10 protein-coding genes and 1 pseudogene are annotated in these 15,471 nt (G+C 71.9%); 3 read left to right on the top strand and 8 right to left on the bottom strand.

Annotated elements, in window-relative coordinates; translation table 11 throughout:
• From JJ683_RS17315 to aspS, 7 genes and pseudogenes are all read right to left on the bottom strand, one after another.
• Positions 1–453, bottom strand: a pseudogene (locus JJ683_RS17315) (shikimate dehydrogenase); the annotation flags it as partial.
• Positions 443–1,840 (bottom strand): endolytic transglycosylase MltG, encoded by a 1,398-nt coding sequence (gene mltG / locus JJ683_RS17310; RefSeq protein ID WP_200175947.1) that lies wholly within the window; start codon positions 1,838–1,840, stop codon positions 443–445. The gene mltG and the pseudogene JJ683_RS17315, both read right to left, overlap by 11 nt.
• Positions 1,837–2,370 carry a Holliday junction resolvase RuvX gene (gene ruvX / locus JJ683_RS17305; protein WP_200175952.1) on the bottom strand — a complete coding sequence of 178 codons (534 nt, stop codon included), beginning with the start codon at positions 2,368–2,370 and terminating at the stop codon, positions 1,837–1,839. Before ruvX ends, mltG begins: the two co-directional genes overlap by 4 nt.
• Complete coding sequence (gene alaS, locus JJ683_RS17300) at positions 2,363–5,023, bottom strand: alanine--tRNA ligase (RefSeq protein ID WP_200175946.1); 2,661 nt, start codon at positions 5,021–5,023, stop codon at positions 2,363–2,365. The genes ruvX and alaS overlap by 8 nt, the downstream gene beginning before the upstream one ends.
• A 157-nt stretch (positions 5,024–5,180) precedes the next feature.
• Complete coding sequence (locus tag JJ683_RS17295; RefSeq protein WP_200175951.1) at positions 5,181–6,527, bottom strand: replication-associated recombination protein A; 1,347 nt, start codon at positions 6,525–6,527, stop codon at positions 5,181–5,183.
• Between the two features lie 77 nt (positions 6,528–6,604).
• The gene (locus JJ683_RS17290) at positions 6,605–7,738 is read right to left on the bottom strand and encodes a protein kinase family protein (RefSeq protein WP_307811015.1); all 1,134 of its coding nucleotides are present in this window, start codon (positions 7,736–7,738) and stop codon (positions 6,605–6,607) included.
• 254 nt (positions 7,739–7,992) lie between these two features.
• Positions 7,993–9,840 (bottom strand): aspartate--tRNA ligase, encoded by a 1,848-nt coding sequence (gene aspS / locus JJ683_RS17285; RefSeq protein WP_200175949.1) that lies wholly within the window; start codon positions 9,838–9,840, stop codon positions 7,993–7,995.
• A 224-nt stretch (positions 9,841–10,064) separates the two neighbouring features.
• On the opposite strand from aspS, the gene JJ683_RS17280 reads away from it, so the two are divergent.
• The 3 genes from JJ683_RS17280 to JJ683_RS17270 all read left to right on the top strand — a co-directional run bounded on the left by JJ683_RS17280 (position 10,065) and on the right by JJ683_RS17270 (position 14,673).
• Complete coding sequence (locus tag JJ683_RS17280) at positions 10,065–11,006, top strand: MOSC domain-containing protein (protein ID WP_207280336.1); 942 nt, start codon at positions 10,065–10,067, stop codon at positions 11,004–11,006.
• A gap of 278 nt (positions 11,007–11,284) precedes the next feature.
• Positions 11,285–12,829 (top strand): MFS transporter, encoded by a 1,545-nt coding sequence (locus JJ683_RS17275; RefSeq protein ID WP_200175943.1) that lies wholly within the window; start codon positions 11,285–11,287, stop codon positions 12,827–12,829.
• A 92-nt stretch (positions 12,830–12,921) separates the two neighbouring features.
• Entirely contained in the window at positions 12,922–14,673 is a 1,752-nt protein-coding gene (locus JJ683_RS17270; protein WP_200175942.1) for a pyruvate dehydrogenase, read from the top strand.
• 39 nt (positions 14,674–14,712) lie between these two features.
• Here JJ683_RS17270 and JJ683_RS17265 read toward each other — a convergent pair.
• On the bottom strand, positions 14,713–15,471 hold a 759-nt coding region (locus JJ683_RS17265; RefSeq protein WP_200175940.1), incomplete at its 5' end, for a DAK2 domain-containing protein.

Here is a 15,471-nt window from a genome sequence, read left to right as displayed (position 1 = left end):
GCCGCGGTCGGCGAGGGCGACGACGGCGGGCCGCGCGGTGCCGCCCGCGCCGAGGATCACCGTCGGGGCGGAGCCGGCCAGCGCGTCCCCCTGCGGTACGGCCAGTTCGTCGAGCGCCGCGGCCGCCCCGTCGATGTCGGTGCAGTCCGCCCGCCACCCGGCCGGCACCCGGACGAGCGTGTTGGCGGCGCCCACGAGCTCCGCCCGCGCGGTGCGTTCGGCGGCGACGGCGAGCGCGGCGAACTTGCCGGGCATCGTCACCGACAGCCCCACCCATTCCGGGCCGAGCGCGCCCACCAGGCCGGGCAGCGCCTCCGCGTCGCACTCGATGCGCTCGTAGGTCCAACCGGTCAGGCCGAGCGCGCGATATGCCGCCAGGTGCAGCTGTGGGGACCGCGAATGGGCGATGGGGCGGCCCAGGACGCCGGCCTTGCGGGGCAGGTCAACGTCCACTGTCGAGCACCCCCGCGGCCTGGGCCTTCTTGATGTTCTCCAGGTGTTCGTCGTAGCTTTCGGTGAACAGCGTGGTGCCGTCCTTGCTGACCGTGGCGAAGTACAGCCAGTCGCCGGGCGCGGGGTTCTCCGCCGCGTGCAGCGCCTTCTTGCCGGGGGCGGAGATGGGGGTGGCGGGCAGCCCTTCCATCGCGTACGTGTTCCACGGCGTCGTGCGCGCCCGGTCGGCGTCGGTGGTCGCCACCTCCTGCCGGTCGAGCGCGTAGTTGACCGTCGAGTCGAACTGCAGCATCTGCCCCTTGGCCAGGCGGTTGAGGATCACCCGCGACACCTTGGGGTAGTCGTCCGGCGGCGCCTCGCGTTCGATGAGCGAGGCCGCGACGAGCGTGTCGTAGGGACTCAGCCCGGTGCGGGCGCCGGCGTCGGAGATCCCGCCCGCCTCGAAAGCGGCCGCCGACTCGGTGAACATCGTGCGCAGCACCGCGGCGGCGTCGTCCGTCGGGTTGAAGTTCCAGCTGCCAGCCATGATCAGCCCTTCGTAGCGGCGTTGCGGATCCGGCACCGCCCGCACCCTGTCGACCGCCCACGACGGGATGCCCATCCGGGCCGGGTCGGAGGCTGCGAGCGCCTGGGAGAGCTGGTCGACGGTGATGCAGTCGCGGGAACCGTGGTCGTCCATGCAACTGGCGTTCGAGATGAGCCGCAGGATGCCGGGCGTGTTGTCGCCCTGCACCGTGGTGATGTCGGCCAGCTGCCGGCCCTCGGGGATGATGACGTCCCCCACGCGCCCCGTCGGCGAAGTCATCTGCTCGACGGCGGACGCGCCGGACATCTCGGTCTTCACCTGGTAGAAGCCCGGGTGGATCGTGCTCATCGCACTGTTGCCCTGCGCGGCGTCGAGAAAGGCCTGCGCACTCTTGACCACGCCCCGGTTGTAGAGGGTGTTGGCGATCGCGGTGGTGCTGTCCCCGGACGCCACCTCGACGACGACGCCCTGCTCCCCGGTGCCGGAGTAGTCCGGCGGGCCGCCGAAGAACGAACCCAGCAGTGCTTTGCCCCCGATGAACGCGACGACGATCAGCGCCGCCAGCCCCACCAGCGCGAACACGGTGCTCCGCCGCCGGCGCCGTTGGTCGGCCTGCCCGGCGCGGCGTCGCGCGTGCCGGCTCGGAGTCCGGGCGCTGCGGCGGCGCGGCGGCCTGCCCTCGTCCTCGTCGCGGCCCGCGCCCGTCTCCTCGCCGCCGTCCGGTGCGCCGCCGATGTACCGGGGGGCCACCCGGTCGCGTGGCCACACGTATTCACCGCGGTGCCGGTGGTGCGGTCCGGACGCCCCCGCGTCGCCGTCCGCGTGCGGGTCGTCCGCCCCGCTGAGGTGGTGGTCCGTCACAGGCCGTCCTCCACATCGTCCGTTCCGTCGCAGTCCGATAGCTCCGTCTGAAGTCCGTCCGCCGCTGCGGCCTTGGCCCGCTCGAGCCAATCCTGCAGTATCGCGACGGCGGCGGCCTGGTCGATCACCGACCGGCCACGCCGCGTGTCCACTCCGCTGCGGTGCAGGGCCTGCTGCGCGGTGACCGTGCTGAACCTCTCGTCGGCGAACAGTACCGGCACCGGGGCGACGGCGGCCTCGAGGACACGCGTGAACGCGCGCACCGTCGCGGTGGCCTTGCCCTCGGTGCCGCGGAGCGTCCGGGGTAGCCCCACGATCACCTCGACGGCCTCGTACTCGTCCACGAGTGCGGCGATGCGGCGGACGTCCGGCGACTGCGCATGGTTCTTCTTGGCGCGCGGCACAGTTTCGACGGGCGTGGCGAGGATCCCGTCGGGATCGCAGGACGCCACGCCTATGCGCACCGCGCCGACGTCGATGGCGAGCCGCCTGCCGCGACGCCAGCCCGCGGCGGGCGCCGGATCAGCGATCGGTCAGCTCCGCCCGCAGCGCGGCCACCGCCGCGTCGATGCCGCCGGGGTCGGTGCCCGCGCCCTGCGCCAGGTCGGGTTTGCCGCCGCCGCGCCCGCCTATCGCCGGGGCGAAGGTCTTCACCAGGTCGCCGGCCTTGATCCCGGCGTCGCGTGCCGCACCCGAGGTGGCGACGACGAACGGCACCTTGCCGCCGTCCTCCCCGAAGAGCACCACCACCGACGCGGCGTCGCCGAGCCGCCCGCGGACGTCGGCCGCGAGCGCGCGCAGCGCGCCCCCGCCCACGCCGCCGGGCGCCTTCGTCGCCACCAGGAGCACCGCGCCCACGCGCTCGGCCGCGTCCGCCAGCGGCCCCGCGGAGGCGGCCAGCGAGGCGCTCTTGGACCTCTCCACCTCGCGTTCGGCGGTCTTGAGCCGCTCGATGAGGTTTTCCACCCTGCCGGGCACGTCCTCGGACGGCACCTTGAGCAGCGTGGCCACGCCTTGCAGCAGGGCGCGCTCCCGCGCCAGGTGCTGCATCGACTCGGTGCCCACGAACGCCTCGATGCGCCGCACGCCCGAGCCGACCGACGACTCGCCGAGCACCGTGATGGGGCCGATCTGCGAGGAGTGCGCCACGTGGGTGCCGCCGCACAGCTCCATCGAGAACGGGCCGCCGATCTCCACCACCCGGACAGCGTCGCCGTAGTTCTCGCCGAACAGTGCCATCGCCCCCATCTCCTTCGCCTTGTCCAGCGAGGTCTCGATGGTGTTGACGGTGTGGTCGGCGCCGACAGCCGCGTTGGAGACGTCCTCGATCTCTTGGCGGGTCTGCCCACTGAGCCCGCCCTGCCAGTGGAAGTCGAAGCGCAGGTACCCGGGCTTGTTGAGCGAACCGGCCTGGACGGCGTTGGGCCCGAGCACCTGCCGCAGCGCGCCGTGCACCATGTGGGTGCCCGAGTGCCCCTGGGTGGCGCCGTGACGCCAGGACGAGTCCACCTGGGCCAGCACGGCGTCGCCCTCGGTGACCTGGCCGCGATCGACCGTGACCTTGTGCACCCAGAGCGTCTTGGCGATCTTCTGCACGTCGTCGACGGTGAGCCGGGTGCCGTCGGCGGTGATCACCCCGGCGTCGGCGATCTGGCCGCCGGCCTCCGCGTACAGCGGGCTGCGGTCGAGGATCACCTCGACCTGCTCGCCCGTCACGGCCGTGGGCACGCGCACGCCGTCGCGGACGAGGGCCAGCACGGTCGCCTCGGTGTTGAGTTCGTCGAACCCGGTGAACTCGGTGGGGTGCCCGTCCACCAGCTCGCGGTACACCGTCAGGTCCGCGTGCGCGTGCTTGCGCGCCTGGGCGTCGGCCTTGGCTCGCGCCCGCTGCTCGGCCATGAGCTCGGCGAACCCGTTGCGGTCCACCGCCAGGCCGGCCTCGGCCGCCATCTCGAGGGTCAGGTCGATGGGGAAGCCGTAGGTGTCGTGCAGGGTGAACGCGTCGGCCCCGCCGATGCGAGACGAGCCCTGCGCCTTCGTCTGCCGGGCCACGTCCTCGAAGAGCTTGGAGCCGGAGGCGAGCGTCCCGAGGAACGCGGTCTCCTCGCCCACCGCGACGTTGCGTACGCGCTCGAAGTCGGTGTCGAGCTGCGGGTACGACGGCGCCATCGCCACACGCACCGTGTCCATGAACGCGCGCATGGTGGGCTGCTGCGCGCCGAGCAGCCGTGCCGAACGCACGATGCGGCGCAGCAGGCGGCGCAGCACGTAGCCGCGGCCGTCGTTGCCCGGGTTGACCCCGTCGAGGATGAGCATCGCCGCCGTGCGGGCGTGGTCGGCGATCACGCGGAACCGCACGTCCGATGCATCGTCCGAGCCGTACTTGCGGCCGGTGAGCTCCTCGGCCCTATCGATGACGGGCCGCAACAGGTCGGTCTCGTAGACGTTCTCGACGCCTTGCAACAGGAAGGCGACGCGCTCGACTCCCATCCCGGTGTCGATGTTCTTGCGCGGCAGCGGGCCCAGAATCTCGTAGTCGTCTTTGCTGGTCCCCGCGCCGCGCTCGTTCTGCATGAACACGAGGTTCCAGATCTCGATGTAGCGGTCCTCGTCCGCCTCGGGTCCGCCCTCTTCGCCGTATGCGGGGCCGCGGTCGTAGAAGATCTCCGAGCACGGACCGCACGGGCCGGGGATGCCCATCGACCAGTAGTTGTCGGTCATTCCGCGGCGCTGGATCCGCTCAGCCGGCAGGCCCACCTCGTCGCGCCAGATGCCGAACGCCTCGTCGTCGTCCAGGTAGACGGTGGCCCACAGCCGCTCCGGGTCGAAACCGAAGCCGCCCTGGTCCTGCGTCCCCGTGAGCAACGTCCACGCGAAGGTGATCGCCTCGCGCTTGAAGTAGTCGCCGAACGAGAAGTTGCCGGCCATCTGGAAGAAGGTGTTGTGCCGGGTGGTGATGCCCACCTCTTCGATGTCGAGCGTCCGCACGCACTTCTGGATGGACGTGGCCCGGCTGTACGGGGCGGTCTGCTGGCCCAGGAAGTAGGGGACGAACGGCACCATGCCCGCGTTGACGAACAGCAGGTTCGGGTCATCGAGGATCAGCGACGCGCTGGCGACCTCGGTGTGACCGTTCTTCACATAGTGGTCGAGGAAGCGCTTGCGAATCTCGTGGGTCTGCACCTGGAATCCTTCGAATCTGCCGGTTGTCTCGTGCTGCTGCCGCCGTGTGCCCGCGTCGGCCGACAGGGCGGCCGCGGGCCGGATCCAGCTTACCGCCCGGTCTTCCGGCGCCACGCCGGTGCACGCGGCGATCCGCGGCGGCCATCGTCGCCGCCGGTCAGCGGCCCCGCACGATCCGGCGGAGCTTGGGGAGCCGCTCGTGCAGCTCCCGCTCGGCGCCGTGCGCGGTGGGCTCGTAGTAGTCGACGCCGACCAGTTCATCCGGCGGGTACTGCTGGGCCACCACTGCCGACGGCTCGTCGTGCGGGTACTTGTAGCCGACGGCGTTGCCGAGGCCCTGGGCCCCTTTGTAGTGGCCGTCGCGCAGGTGCGGCGGAACCATGCCGGCCTTGCCGCGCGTGACGTCCGCCATCGCCTGTGCGATGGCGCCGTTGACGGCGCCGGACTTGGGGGCGGATGCCAGGTGGATGGTCGCCTGCGCCAGCGCCAGGCGCGCCTCGGGGAGCCCCACCAGCTGGACCACTTGCGCTGCCGCCGTCGCCGCTTGCAGCGCCGTCGGGTCCGCCATCCCGACGTCCTCGCTGGCGTGGATCATGAGGCGGCGGGCGATGAAACGCGGGTCCTCCCCCGCGACGATCATCCGGGCCAGGTAGTGCAGCGCGGCGTCCACATCGGAGCCGCGGATGGACTTGATGAACGCGCTGATGACGTCGTAGTGCTGGTCCCCGTCGCGGTCGTAGCGCACAGCGGCGCGGTCCACCGACGACTCCACCGTCTTCAGGTCCACGGCGACAGGTCCGTCCGCCGTGCCCGCGCGGGTGACGGCCACGTCCGCCGCGGCTTCCAGGATGGTGAGCGCGCGGCGCGCGTCCCCGCCCGCCAACGCGACGAGGTGGTCGACGGCGTCGTCGTCGACGGTGATGGCGCCCCCGTAGCCGCGCTCGTCGTCGACCGCGCGCCGCAGCAGGGCCGCGACGTCCGCCGCGGTCAGCGGCTGCAACTGCAGCACCAGCGAGCGGGACAGCAGCGGGGAGACCACGGAGAACGAGGGGTTCTCCGTGGTGGCGGCCACCAGCAGCACGATACGGTTCTCCACCGCCGACAGCAGTGCGTCCTGCTGGGTTTTGGAGAACCGGTGGACCTCGTCGATGAACAGCACCGTCTGGGTGCCGTGCACCGCGCGCCGCCTCGCGGTGTCGATGATCGCCCGGACCTCCTTGACCCCGGCCGAGAGCGCCGAGAGCGACTCGAACCGGCGCCCCGTGCTCGACGAGATCAGCGAGGCCAGCGTGGTCTTGCCGGTACCGGGCGGGCCGTACAGGATCACCGAGCTCGCCCCGGCACCCTCGACCAGGCGGCGCAGCGGTGCGCCCGTGTCCAGCAGATGCTGCTGCCCCAGCACCTCGTCGAGAGTGCGCGGCCGCATCCGCACGGCGAGCGGCGCGCTGTGGTCCGGCGCCGGCGGACGCGGTCCGGAGGCGTCGTCCGCCGCTGGCAGGCCCATGGATCGGTCGTCGTCGTCGAAAAGCCCGGGAACCTCGCCGCCTTGGTCCTCGTCCCCGCGCCGCCCGTTCCGGCCGGTCACTCTTCGAGTGCCCCCAGCACCGCCCGGGCGTGGTCGCCGACGGCGTTGTCGCCGAGTTTGTCGGCGAACGCCGCCAGGATCGACCAGCGCCGGCGCAGCGCGGTCCGCCGGCCCACCGCGAGCTCGTGCTGGCGCAGCCACGCCTCGGCGTCCTCGTCGACGTGCACGTCCGCGCCGGCGTCGTCCAGGAACAGCCACGTACTCAGCCAGAGCCACAGCAGCATGGCCGCCAGCAGCCGCGAATACAGCACCGAATCGTCGCGCAGCTGCGGGAACACGGAGACCACCTCCGCGCGCCAGGCCTCGACCATCTCCTCGACCTGGTCCTGGCTGAGTTCCAGCGCGCACAGGCACGTGGGGAACGACGCGAGGGCGTAACTGATGTCGAGGGTGGCGTCGCGGAACCCGCCCCACTCGTAGTCGAGGAACTTCACCCCGCCCTCGTTGACGAGGATGTTGTCGGGGCACAGGTCCGCGGTGCTGAACGCCCGGAACCGGCCGCCGTCGAACAGCTCGCGGCCGCGAGCCGCAGTGGCCCGCACGTCCTCGGGCACGGCGACGGCGAGGATGTCCTGCAGCATCGAGGGGACCTCGTCCGCGGCGCGCGCCGCCTGCGCGTTGAGCGGGTGCGCCTCGTCGACGCCCGGCGTGCGGTGCAGCAGAGTGGTGTAGTCGTCCTGGCGGCCGTACGTGTTGGAGTGCATGCGCCCCAGTGACTGCGCGAGCGCCATCAGCGAGTGCGTGACCTCGGACGCGTCGCGGCGCGCGAGCAGCTCGCCCATCGCCGGCGCGTCGCCGAGGTCCGAGAGCACCAGCAGGCGCGCGTCGAGGTCGTAGGCGACGAGCTCGGGACCCGGGCGGTGCGCACCGGACAGCGAGTTGCAGAACTGGTACGAGACGGCCTCGCGCCGGAACGACTCGTCGATCTGGCCGTCCGCCAGCTGCCGGTTCCCGCCGAGCACCTGTTTGAGCACGAGCGTGCGCGGCAGCGAGAACGGATTCTCCGCCACCCGCACGCGCAGCACGACGGTGTCGCCGCCGCCGCCGAGGTCCGTCGCGTCGACCAGCCGTACTGCGGCACCGGTGCGCCGCTTGAGCAGCTCCTGGGCTGCCTCCACCACCTCGTCCACGGGGTCAGGCCATCCATCCCGAATGCGGTCTACGATTGTCGCGGTCATCACATCCCAAACTACCCGGCCGCAACGGCCGGGCATCTATCAAACATAGTCGGCGCGGGTCACGAATCGGTACCGAACGCATTTCATCGCCGTCGCGCCTGCGACGCTACCCTGGAATCGGGTCCAGCGCCCCGAACCTTCCGCAGCGGGCCCCGTCACCGTTCCCGCCGCCATGCGGCGAGGCGGTCCGACGGCAGGGCGGAGGCTCAGCCCCCGGCGCCCGCTCCCCCGGCGGCCGCTCCGGCGTGGGCCTCGCCGACTTCCGCTGCCGAGTCGGAGTCGGAGGCCGCATCCGGTTCCGGCTCGTAGTCGATGCCGGACTCGGCACGCTGCTCGGAGGTGATCGGCGCGGGGGCGTCCGTGAGCGGATCCACGCCGCCCCCGGACTTGGGGAACGCGATGACCTCGCGGATGGAGTCGACGCCGGCGAGCAGGGCCGTGATCCGGTCCCAGCCGAAGGCGATGCCGCCGTGCGGCGGGGCGCCATACGAGAAGGCGTCGAGCAGGAAGCCGAACTTCTCGCGAGCCTCGTCCTCGCCGATGCCCATCACCGCGAACACCCGCTCCTGGACGTCCTTGCGGTGGATGCGGATGGAGCCGCCGCCGATCTCATTGCCGTTGCAGACGATGTCGTAGGCGTAGGCCAGCGCCGAGCCCGGGTCGGTGTCGAAGGTGTCGAGGAACTCGGGCTTGGGCGAAGTGAACGCGTGGTGCACCGCGGTCCAGGAGCTGTGGCCCAGCGCCACATCGCCCTCGGCGGCCGCGTCGGACGCGGGCTCGAACAGCGGGGCGTCGACGACCCACACGAACGCCCAGGCGTCCGGGTCGATGAGATCGAGCTTGCGGGCGATCTCGCCGCGGGCCGCGCCCAGCAGAGCGCGCATCGGCTTGGTGGCGCCGGCGGCGAAGAAGATGCAGTCGCCCGGCTTCGCCCCCACGTGCGCGGCCAGCCCGGCGCGTTCGTCCTCGGTGATGTTCTTGGCGACCGGGCCCCCCAGCGTCCCGTCCTCCTGCACGAGTACGTAGGCCAGGCCCTTTGCCCCGCGCTGCTTGGCCCACTCCTGCCACGCGTCGAGCTGGCGCCGCGGCTGCGACGCGCCGCCCGGCATCACCACGGCGCCCACGTACTCCGATTGGAACACCCGGAAGGTGGTGTTCTTGAAGTAGTCGGCGCACTCGACGAGTTCGATGTCGAAGCGCAGATCCGGCTTGTCCGACCCGTACCGGCGCATGGACTCGGCGTAGGTGAGGCGCGGGAACGGCGCGTCGAGCGTGATGCCCTCGACCGCCCACAGCGCGGTCAGGATCTGCTCGGCCAGGGAGATCACGTCCTCCTGATCGACGAAGCTCATCTCGACGTCGAGCTGGGTGAACTCGGGCTGGCGGTCGGCGCGGAAATCCTCGTCGCGGTAGCACCGGGCGATCTGGTAGTACCGCTCCATGCCCGCCACCATGAGCAGCTGCTTGAACAGCTGCGGGCTCTGCGGCAGCGCGTAGAAGGTGCCGGGGCGCAGCCGGGCCGGCACCAGGAAGTCGCGTGCGCCTTCCGGGGTGGAGCGGGTCATGGTCGGCGTTTCGATCTCGACGAAGTCGTGGCCCTCAAGCACCCGCCGGGCCGCCGCATTGACCTTGGAGCGCAGGCGCAGCGCCGCCCCCGGGCCCTCGCGGCGCAGGTCCAGGTACCGGTACCGCAGCCGCGCCTCCTCGCCGGGGTTGTCGTCGAGCTGGAACGGCAGCGCCGCGGCCTCGGAGAGCACCTCGAGCGCGGAGACGTCGAGCTCGATGGCACCGGTGGGCAGCTCCGGGTTCTCGTTGCCCTCAGGGCGGATCTCCACCGTGCCGGTGACCTTCACGCAGAACTCCGAACGCAGGCGGTGCGCCGCGTCCGCCACCGCACTATCGCGGAACACCACCTGGGCCACGCCGGAGGCGTCGCGCAGGTCGATGAAGATCACGCCGCCGTGGTCACGGCGACGCGCCACCCAGCCGGTGAGCGTGACTGTCGAATCGGCGTGCTCGGCTCGCAGGGAACCGGCCTCGTGGGTGCGCAGCACTGCTGTCCTCTCCATGGTGATTCCGCTCCGCGCGTGGCGCCGGGTCACGCCACGCGTTGCCGATCCTACGGAGCCTCCGGCCGCACCGCGTGCGCGGGCCGGGCTCGTGAGTGCGCTCGTCAAGACAGTGGGATGCGACACGCCGCGACGCCCATCCGGCGGATACGGTGCGCGCAGCAGGTACCTCTGGTGCCGGCTTGCGGCGAGGACGGAGGTCATCACACATGGGTTCGGCGGCGGAGCATATGCGCATCAGCGAGTTATGGCGGTACCCGGTCAAATCCCTCGGGGGCGAGCCCCTCACCCGAGCGCTGGTGGACGGGGACGGTCTGGCAGGCGACCACCAATGGGCCATCGTCGACGAGTCCACCGGCACCGTCGCCAGCGCCAAGCGCACCCGCGTGTGGGGTTCGCTGCTGCAGTGCTCCGCCCGCATGGATCCGGACGCCGCCGACCCGGCCGACGCGGCCGCGCTGCGTATCACCACGCCCGACGGCGTCGAATCGGCCGGCGACGACCCGTCGACCATCGCCCGCCTCTCCGCGCTGTGCGGCCGTCCGCTCCGGTTGCAGTTCGCGGCGGCCGCCGACGCCGACGGCATGGCCATGGAGATGGAATGGGCGCCCGAGACGCATGAGGGCATGGAGGAGGCCATCGCTCACTCGTCGGCCCGGGCCGAGCAGGACGCGGGGTCCGCTGTCCCCGTCGGCGCCGTGCCCACCGGCGGCGGGCGCGGTCGCTACTACGACCTCGCCCCCGTGCACATCGTCACCACCTCGAGCGTGCGCCGGCTGGTCGACGACGACACCCCGATCCGGGCGGCGATGCGCAGATTCCGGCCCAACATCGTCGTCGGCGGAGACGACTGGGACGACGGATACGTGGAGGACGCGTGGCTGGCCGGACCGCTGGACGCCGGCGCCGTGGGTCTCGCCCCGTCGATCCCCGTCGGCCGGTGCGTCATGGTGACCCTCCAGCACGGCACGGTGGCGCGCGACCGGACGATGCTGCGGCGGATCGCAACCCGGCACAGGTTGGACGTCGGCTACGGGACCGCGCCCGCCCCCGCGCTCGGCATCTACGCCGACGTGCTCCGGCCGGCGACGGTGAGCGTCGGCGACGCCGTGCGTGTCGGTGGCGAGCGAGCGGCCGCCGCACGCCACTGATCGGCTTCCGCGCTGCGCGCCGCTTCCCACGACACGCTGGGGCAACAGGCGCACTACGAGGATGATGCGCGCGCGCCACAGAACGACCCCCTAAAGCCACAGGGCATACCGGTGGGTGGGACCCGCCTGGCACGGATCACTTCCGACGCGCATCGTGACGCCTGCCGCTTTTCGCGGCCACCTCCGTCCCCGTGCCTGCCGGCCGGACAGACCCGGCCGAACAGTCTCCGCGCCGGGGCCGGCGAGGTGTCCGATGATCACCCGCAAGGAGTCCCACGATGACGACCGCCCCGCTGACGCCCGCCCCGGCCGCCCCGGACGGGGGCTGGACTCCGCGCCTGGGGTTCTCTCTGCTGTCGATGGTGCTCATCCTGGAGTTGCTCAGCGCCAGTTACCTCATGATCTCGATGGCGCTGCCGACCATCTCCCAGCACTATGAGACGGACCAGACCGCTTGGATGATGACCGGGTTCCTGCTGGTCGGCGCGGTCAGCGCCCCGCTGCTGGGCAAGGCCGCGGACATGGTGGGCAAGCGGAAGGTGCTGCTGGCGTGCGTCGCGGTGGCGACGGTCGGCTTCCTCATCTCGGCGGTGGCGCCCACTTACGGGATCATGATCCTGGGCCGCGCGCTCGGAGGCTTCCTCATTCCGCCGCTGTTCCTCACCTATTCGCTTATCCGCGACGTCTTCCCGCGGCGGACCATCGCGCTGGCTGTGAGCATCTCCACAGCCGGAATGGGGCTGGTCGCCATCCCCACCCCGTTCCTCGCCGGCTGGCTCATCGACGACTTCGGCTGGCGCAGCATGTTCTGGTTCTGCACGATCATCCTCGCCGTGATGGGCGTGCTCGTCCGGATCAGCACCCCGGAGACCCCGGTGCGCACCCGGTCGCACATCGACATAGTCGGCGCGGTGCTGATCGGCGGCGGGCTCGCGGGCATCCTGCTGGGCGTGAGTTTCGGGCCCACCTGGGGCTGGTCCGCGCCGGGCACGCTCGTCGCGCTCATCGGCGGCGTGGTGCTGCTGGCCGCGTGGCTGGTCTCCGCGTCGAAGATCCCCGAGCCGCTGATCAGCCTGTCGCTGCTGCGGCGCCGTTCCGTGCTGCTCATCGTCGTCTCGGCCGGCTGCATCTACGGCGTGAGCACCCTGTTCAGCACCATCCTTCCGTACGTCGTGATGATGTCGGACAAGCTGGGCTTGGGATACGGGTTCGGCGTCGACCACGAAGGCTTCGCCGTCTTCCAGGTGCCCACCGGCGGTATGACGATGGTCGGCGGCCTCATCGTCGGCTTCCTCGTCGGCCGCGGCAGCCGTCCCCGCCTGACGATGGCGGCCGGCATGCTCGCCGCCGGGGTGGGCGCCGCGCTCTCCGGCATCAACCTCGCGAGCGAGCCGTACCTGCTGGTATGCGCCGGCCTGGTGGGTCTGGGCATGGGCCTGTCCTACGCGTCGATCCCCAACCTGCTCATCGAGGCCGTCGCGCCGCAGCTGCAGGCCTCGACCGCGAGCATCGTCGCGGCCGTGCAGAGCGTTCTCCCCGGCATCCTGTCGGTGATCATGTTCACCGTCCTCAACGGATCGTTCAAGGCGGATCTTCCGGTCGAGGTCACCCAGGGCGCGGCGATCTACACCTCGCAAGGTTGGACGGTCGCGTTCCTGATGACGGCGGTGGTGGCCCTGGCGGGCCTGGTCGCGGCCGTACTGCTGCCGAAGAAGTTCGCCCAGGCGACGGCGCAGGGCCCCGACGATGCGGCAGCGATCACCATCGCCGCCTCCGGCGCGGTCCCGTCGGTCGACGAGGCGGGTGCAGCGGCGCGAGTCTGATCGCCGAGCGCCCTCGGCCGAAACCACCACGGCGCGGCGGCCGCTCCGGTTAGCGTGGCGGCATCCCCCGCCGCCGCACGTAAGGATCCGCCATGGCCAGGACGGTCGCAGACCAGCTTGTCGAGTCCCTCGTCGACGCAGGCGTCCGACGCATCTATGGCATCGTCGGGGACAGCCTGAACCCCGTGGTCGACGCCGTGCGGCGCACCGGCGGCGCCGCACAGGGCGGCATCGACTGGGTCCACGTGCGCCATGAGGAGGCGGCGGCGTTCGCGGCCTCGGCGGAGGCGCAGACGACGGGCCGGCTGGCGGTATGCGCCGGATCGTGCGGGCCGGGCAACCTGCACCTGATCAACGGGCTCTACGACGCGCACCGTTCCGGTGCCCCGGTGCTGGCCATCGCCTCGCACATCCCCAGCACCGAGATCGGGCGCGGGTACTTCCAGGAGACCCACCCGGACAGGCTTTTCGTCGAGTGTTCGCTGTATTGCGAGCTCGTGTCCACCACGGACCAGGCGCCGCACCTGTTCCGCGCGGCCATCCAGGCGGCCTCGGCCGACGACGGCGTCGCGGTAGTGACGCTGCCCGGCGACATCGCCTCCCGGCCGGCGACCGCGCCGCTGCCGCCGGTCGCCCTGCCGTTCCCCTCCACCCTGGTGCCGGACGACGACGCGGTGCGCATGCTCGCCGACGCCGCCAACGCGGCGGAGAAGGTCGCGATCTTCGCCGGATACGGCGCCCGCGACGCGCATGACGAGGTGGTGGCGCTCGCCGACGCGCTCGGCGCGCCGGTGGGCCACTCGCTGCGTGGCAAGGACTTCATCCAGTACGACAACCCGTTCGATGTGGGTATGACGGGGCTGCTGGGCTACGGCGCCGCGCACGCCGGCATCCACGATGCCGACCTGCTGATCCTGCTCGGCACCGACTTCCCGTATTCGCAGTTCCTGCCCGACGACGTCGCCACCGCCCAGGTGGACACGTGCGCGTCCGTGATCGGGCGGCGCACGCCGGTGCGGTTTCCCGTGCATGGCGATGTGGGGGCCACCGTGCGGACGCTGCTGCCGCGGATCCGGCGCAAAACCGACCGCGGCTACCTGGAGCGCTGGCGCAAGCGTCACAACGCGATCATGACGAAATCGGTCGGCGCCTACACTCAGGACGTCGAGCATCTCGTGCCGATCCACCCCGAATACGTGGCGTCGATCCTCGACGAGGTGGCCGCGGACGACGCGGTCTTCTCGGCGGACACGGGCATGTGCAACGTGTGGGCGGCCCGGTATCTCACCCCTAACGGCCGGCGCCGTTTCCTGGCATCGTCGCTGCACGGTTCGATGGCCAACGCGCTCCCGCACTGCATAGGCGCACAACTGTCGCATCCCGGCCGACAGGTCGTGTCGCTCTCCGGCGACGGCGGGCTGTCGATGCTGCTGTCCGAGCTCATCACCGTCGGCGCGTACCGGATCCCCGTCAAGATCGTCGTGTTCGACAACTCCACATTGGGCATGGTCAAGGCGGAGATGCTGGTGGACGGGCTGCCGGACTTCGGTGTGGACGTGCCGCAAGTGGACTACCGCGGCATCGCCGCGGCGGCCGGCATCGACGCGCAGCGCGTGGACAAGCCGGAGCAGGTGCGCGGCGCGCTCGAGCGCGCGATGGCCGTCGACGGCCCGGCGCTGGTGCAGGTGATCACAGATCCACAGGCGCTGTCGATGCCGCCCACCGTCACCGGCGCGCAGATCAAGGGGTTCGCTCTGGCGATGTCCAAGGTGGTCGTCGGAGGGGGCATGGGAGAGGCCGTGAGCCTGGCACGGTCCAACCTGCGCAACATCCCCCGGCCGTGACGGTCGGGTCGGCTCTGACGGACACGCCGACGCTTGCTGTCACGCCGCCCGCGACGCCTCCTCGAACAGCCATGCCATGACGAGTGCGCCCGGGTCGACGACTCCGCGTGCGGCCTCGCCGATGTAGCTGGCGCGGCCGCGCCGGGCGGTGATCTCCGCGGTGGACTCCGCCCCGCGCACCGCCGCATCCGCCGCCGAGGACAGAGCCGCCGCCGCCGACGGGGTCGCCCCGGTATCCCGCCCGTCCGCAACCGCCGTTTCCAGCGCCCGCACCGCAGGGTCGAGCGCGTCGATCATCGTCTTGTCGCCGGGCCGCGCGCCGCCGAGCGCTGTGATGGCGTCGAGCCCGGAGCGCGCGCCGCGGGCCAAGTCCGGGACGGCGAAGACGACCGAACCGGCGTCGGCACCGGCATCGGCAGCGGCGCTGCCGAGCCGGCGGAACCAGACGCCGAACAGGGCCCCCGACGTGCCGCCCGCGTGGCCCAGATAGGCATCCGAGACCGCGGCGAAAGCCTGCGCCGGCGAGGACGCGGTGCGCAGCGCCTCGACGTCGAGTCGGCCGAGTGCCGCGACCATGTTGGTGCCGAAGTCGCCGTCGCCGGCCTGCCGGTCCAGCCGGGTGAGCGCCGGCTCCTCGTCGATGACCCGGCGCGCCCAGGCGCCCAGCCACTCCCCGACGGCCCCGATGCCCGGCGGCCGGACGTCCGGGCGGCCGGGCGCCGGTGCGGCGCCGGACGCCTCTCCACCCGGCGCCTCTTCGCGGCCGGAGGAGGGCGCGGCGGCGCCGGGGCCGTGCAC

Source organism: Tomitella cavernea (assembly GCF_016599145.1).
Classification (GTDB): domain Bacteria; phylum Actinomycetota; class Actinomycetes; order Mycobacteriales; family Mycobacteriaceae; genus Tomitella; species Tomitella cavernae.
The sequence above is the reverse complement of the archived record's forward strand: the minus strand, read 5'-3'. Positions and strand labels throughout refer to the sequence as shown.

Excerpts from the sequence above, each read along its gene's own strand:
- JJ683_RS17295 (WP_200175951.1), bottom strand. The coding sequence starts at position 6,527 with ATGGGCCTGCCAGCGGCGGACGACGCCTCCGGACCGCGTCCGCCGGCG.
- JJ683_RS17280 (WP_207280336.1), top strand. The coding sequence starts at position 10,065 with ATGGGTTCGGCGGCGGAGCATATGCGCATCAGCGAGTTATGGCGGTAC.
- JJ683_RS17275 (WP_200175943.1), top strand. The coding sequence starts at position 11,285 with ATGACGACCGCCCCGCTGACGCCCGCCCCGGCCGCCCCGGACGGGGGC.
- JJ683_RS17270 (WP_200175942.1), top strand. The coding sequence starts at position 12,922 with ATGGCCAGGACGGTCGCAGACCAGCTTGTCGAGTCCCTCGTCGACGCA.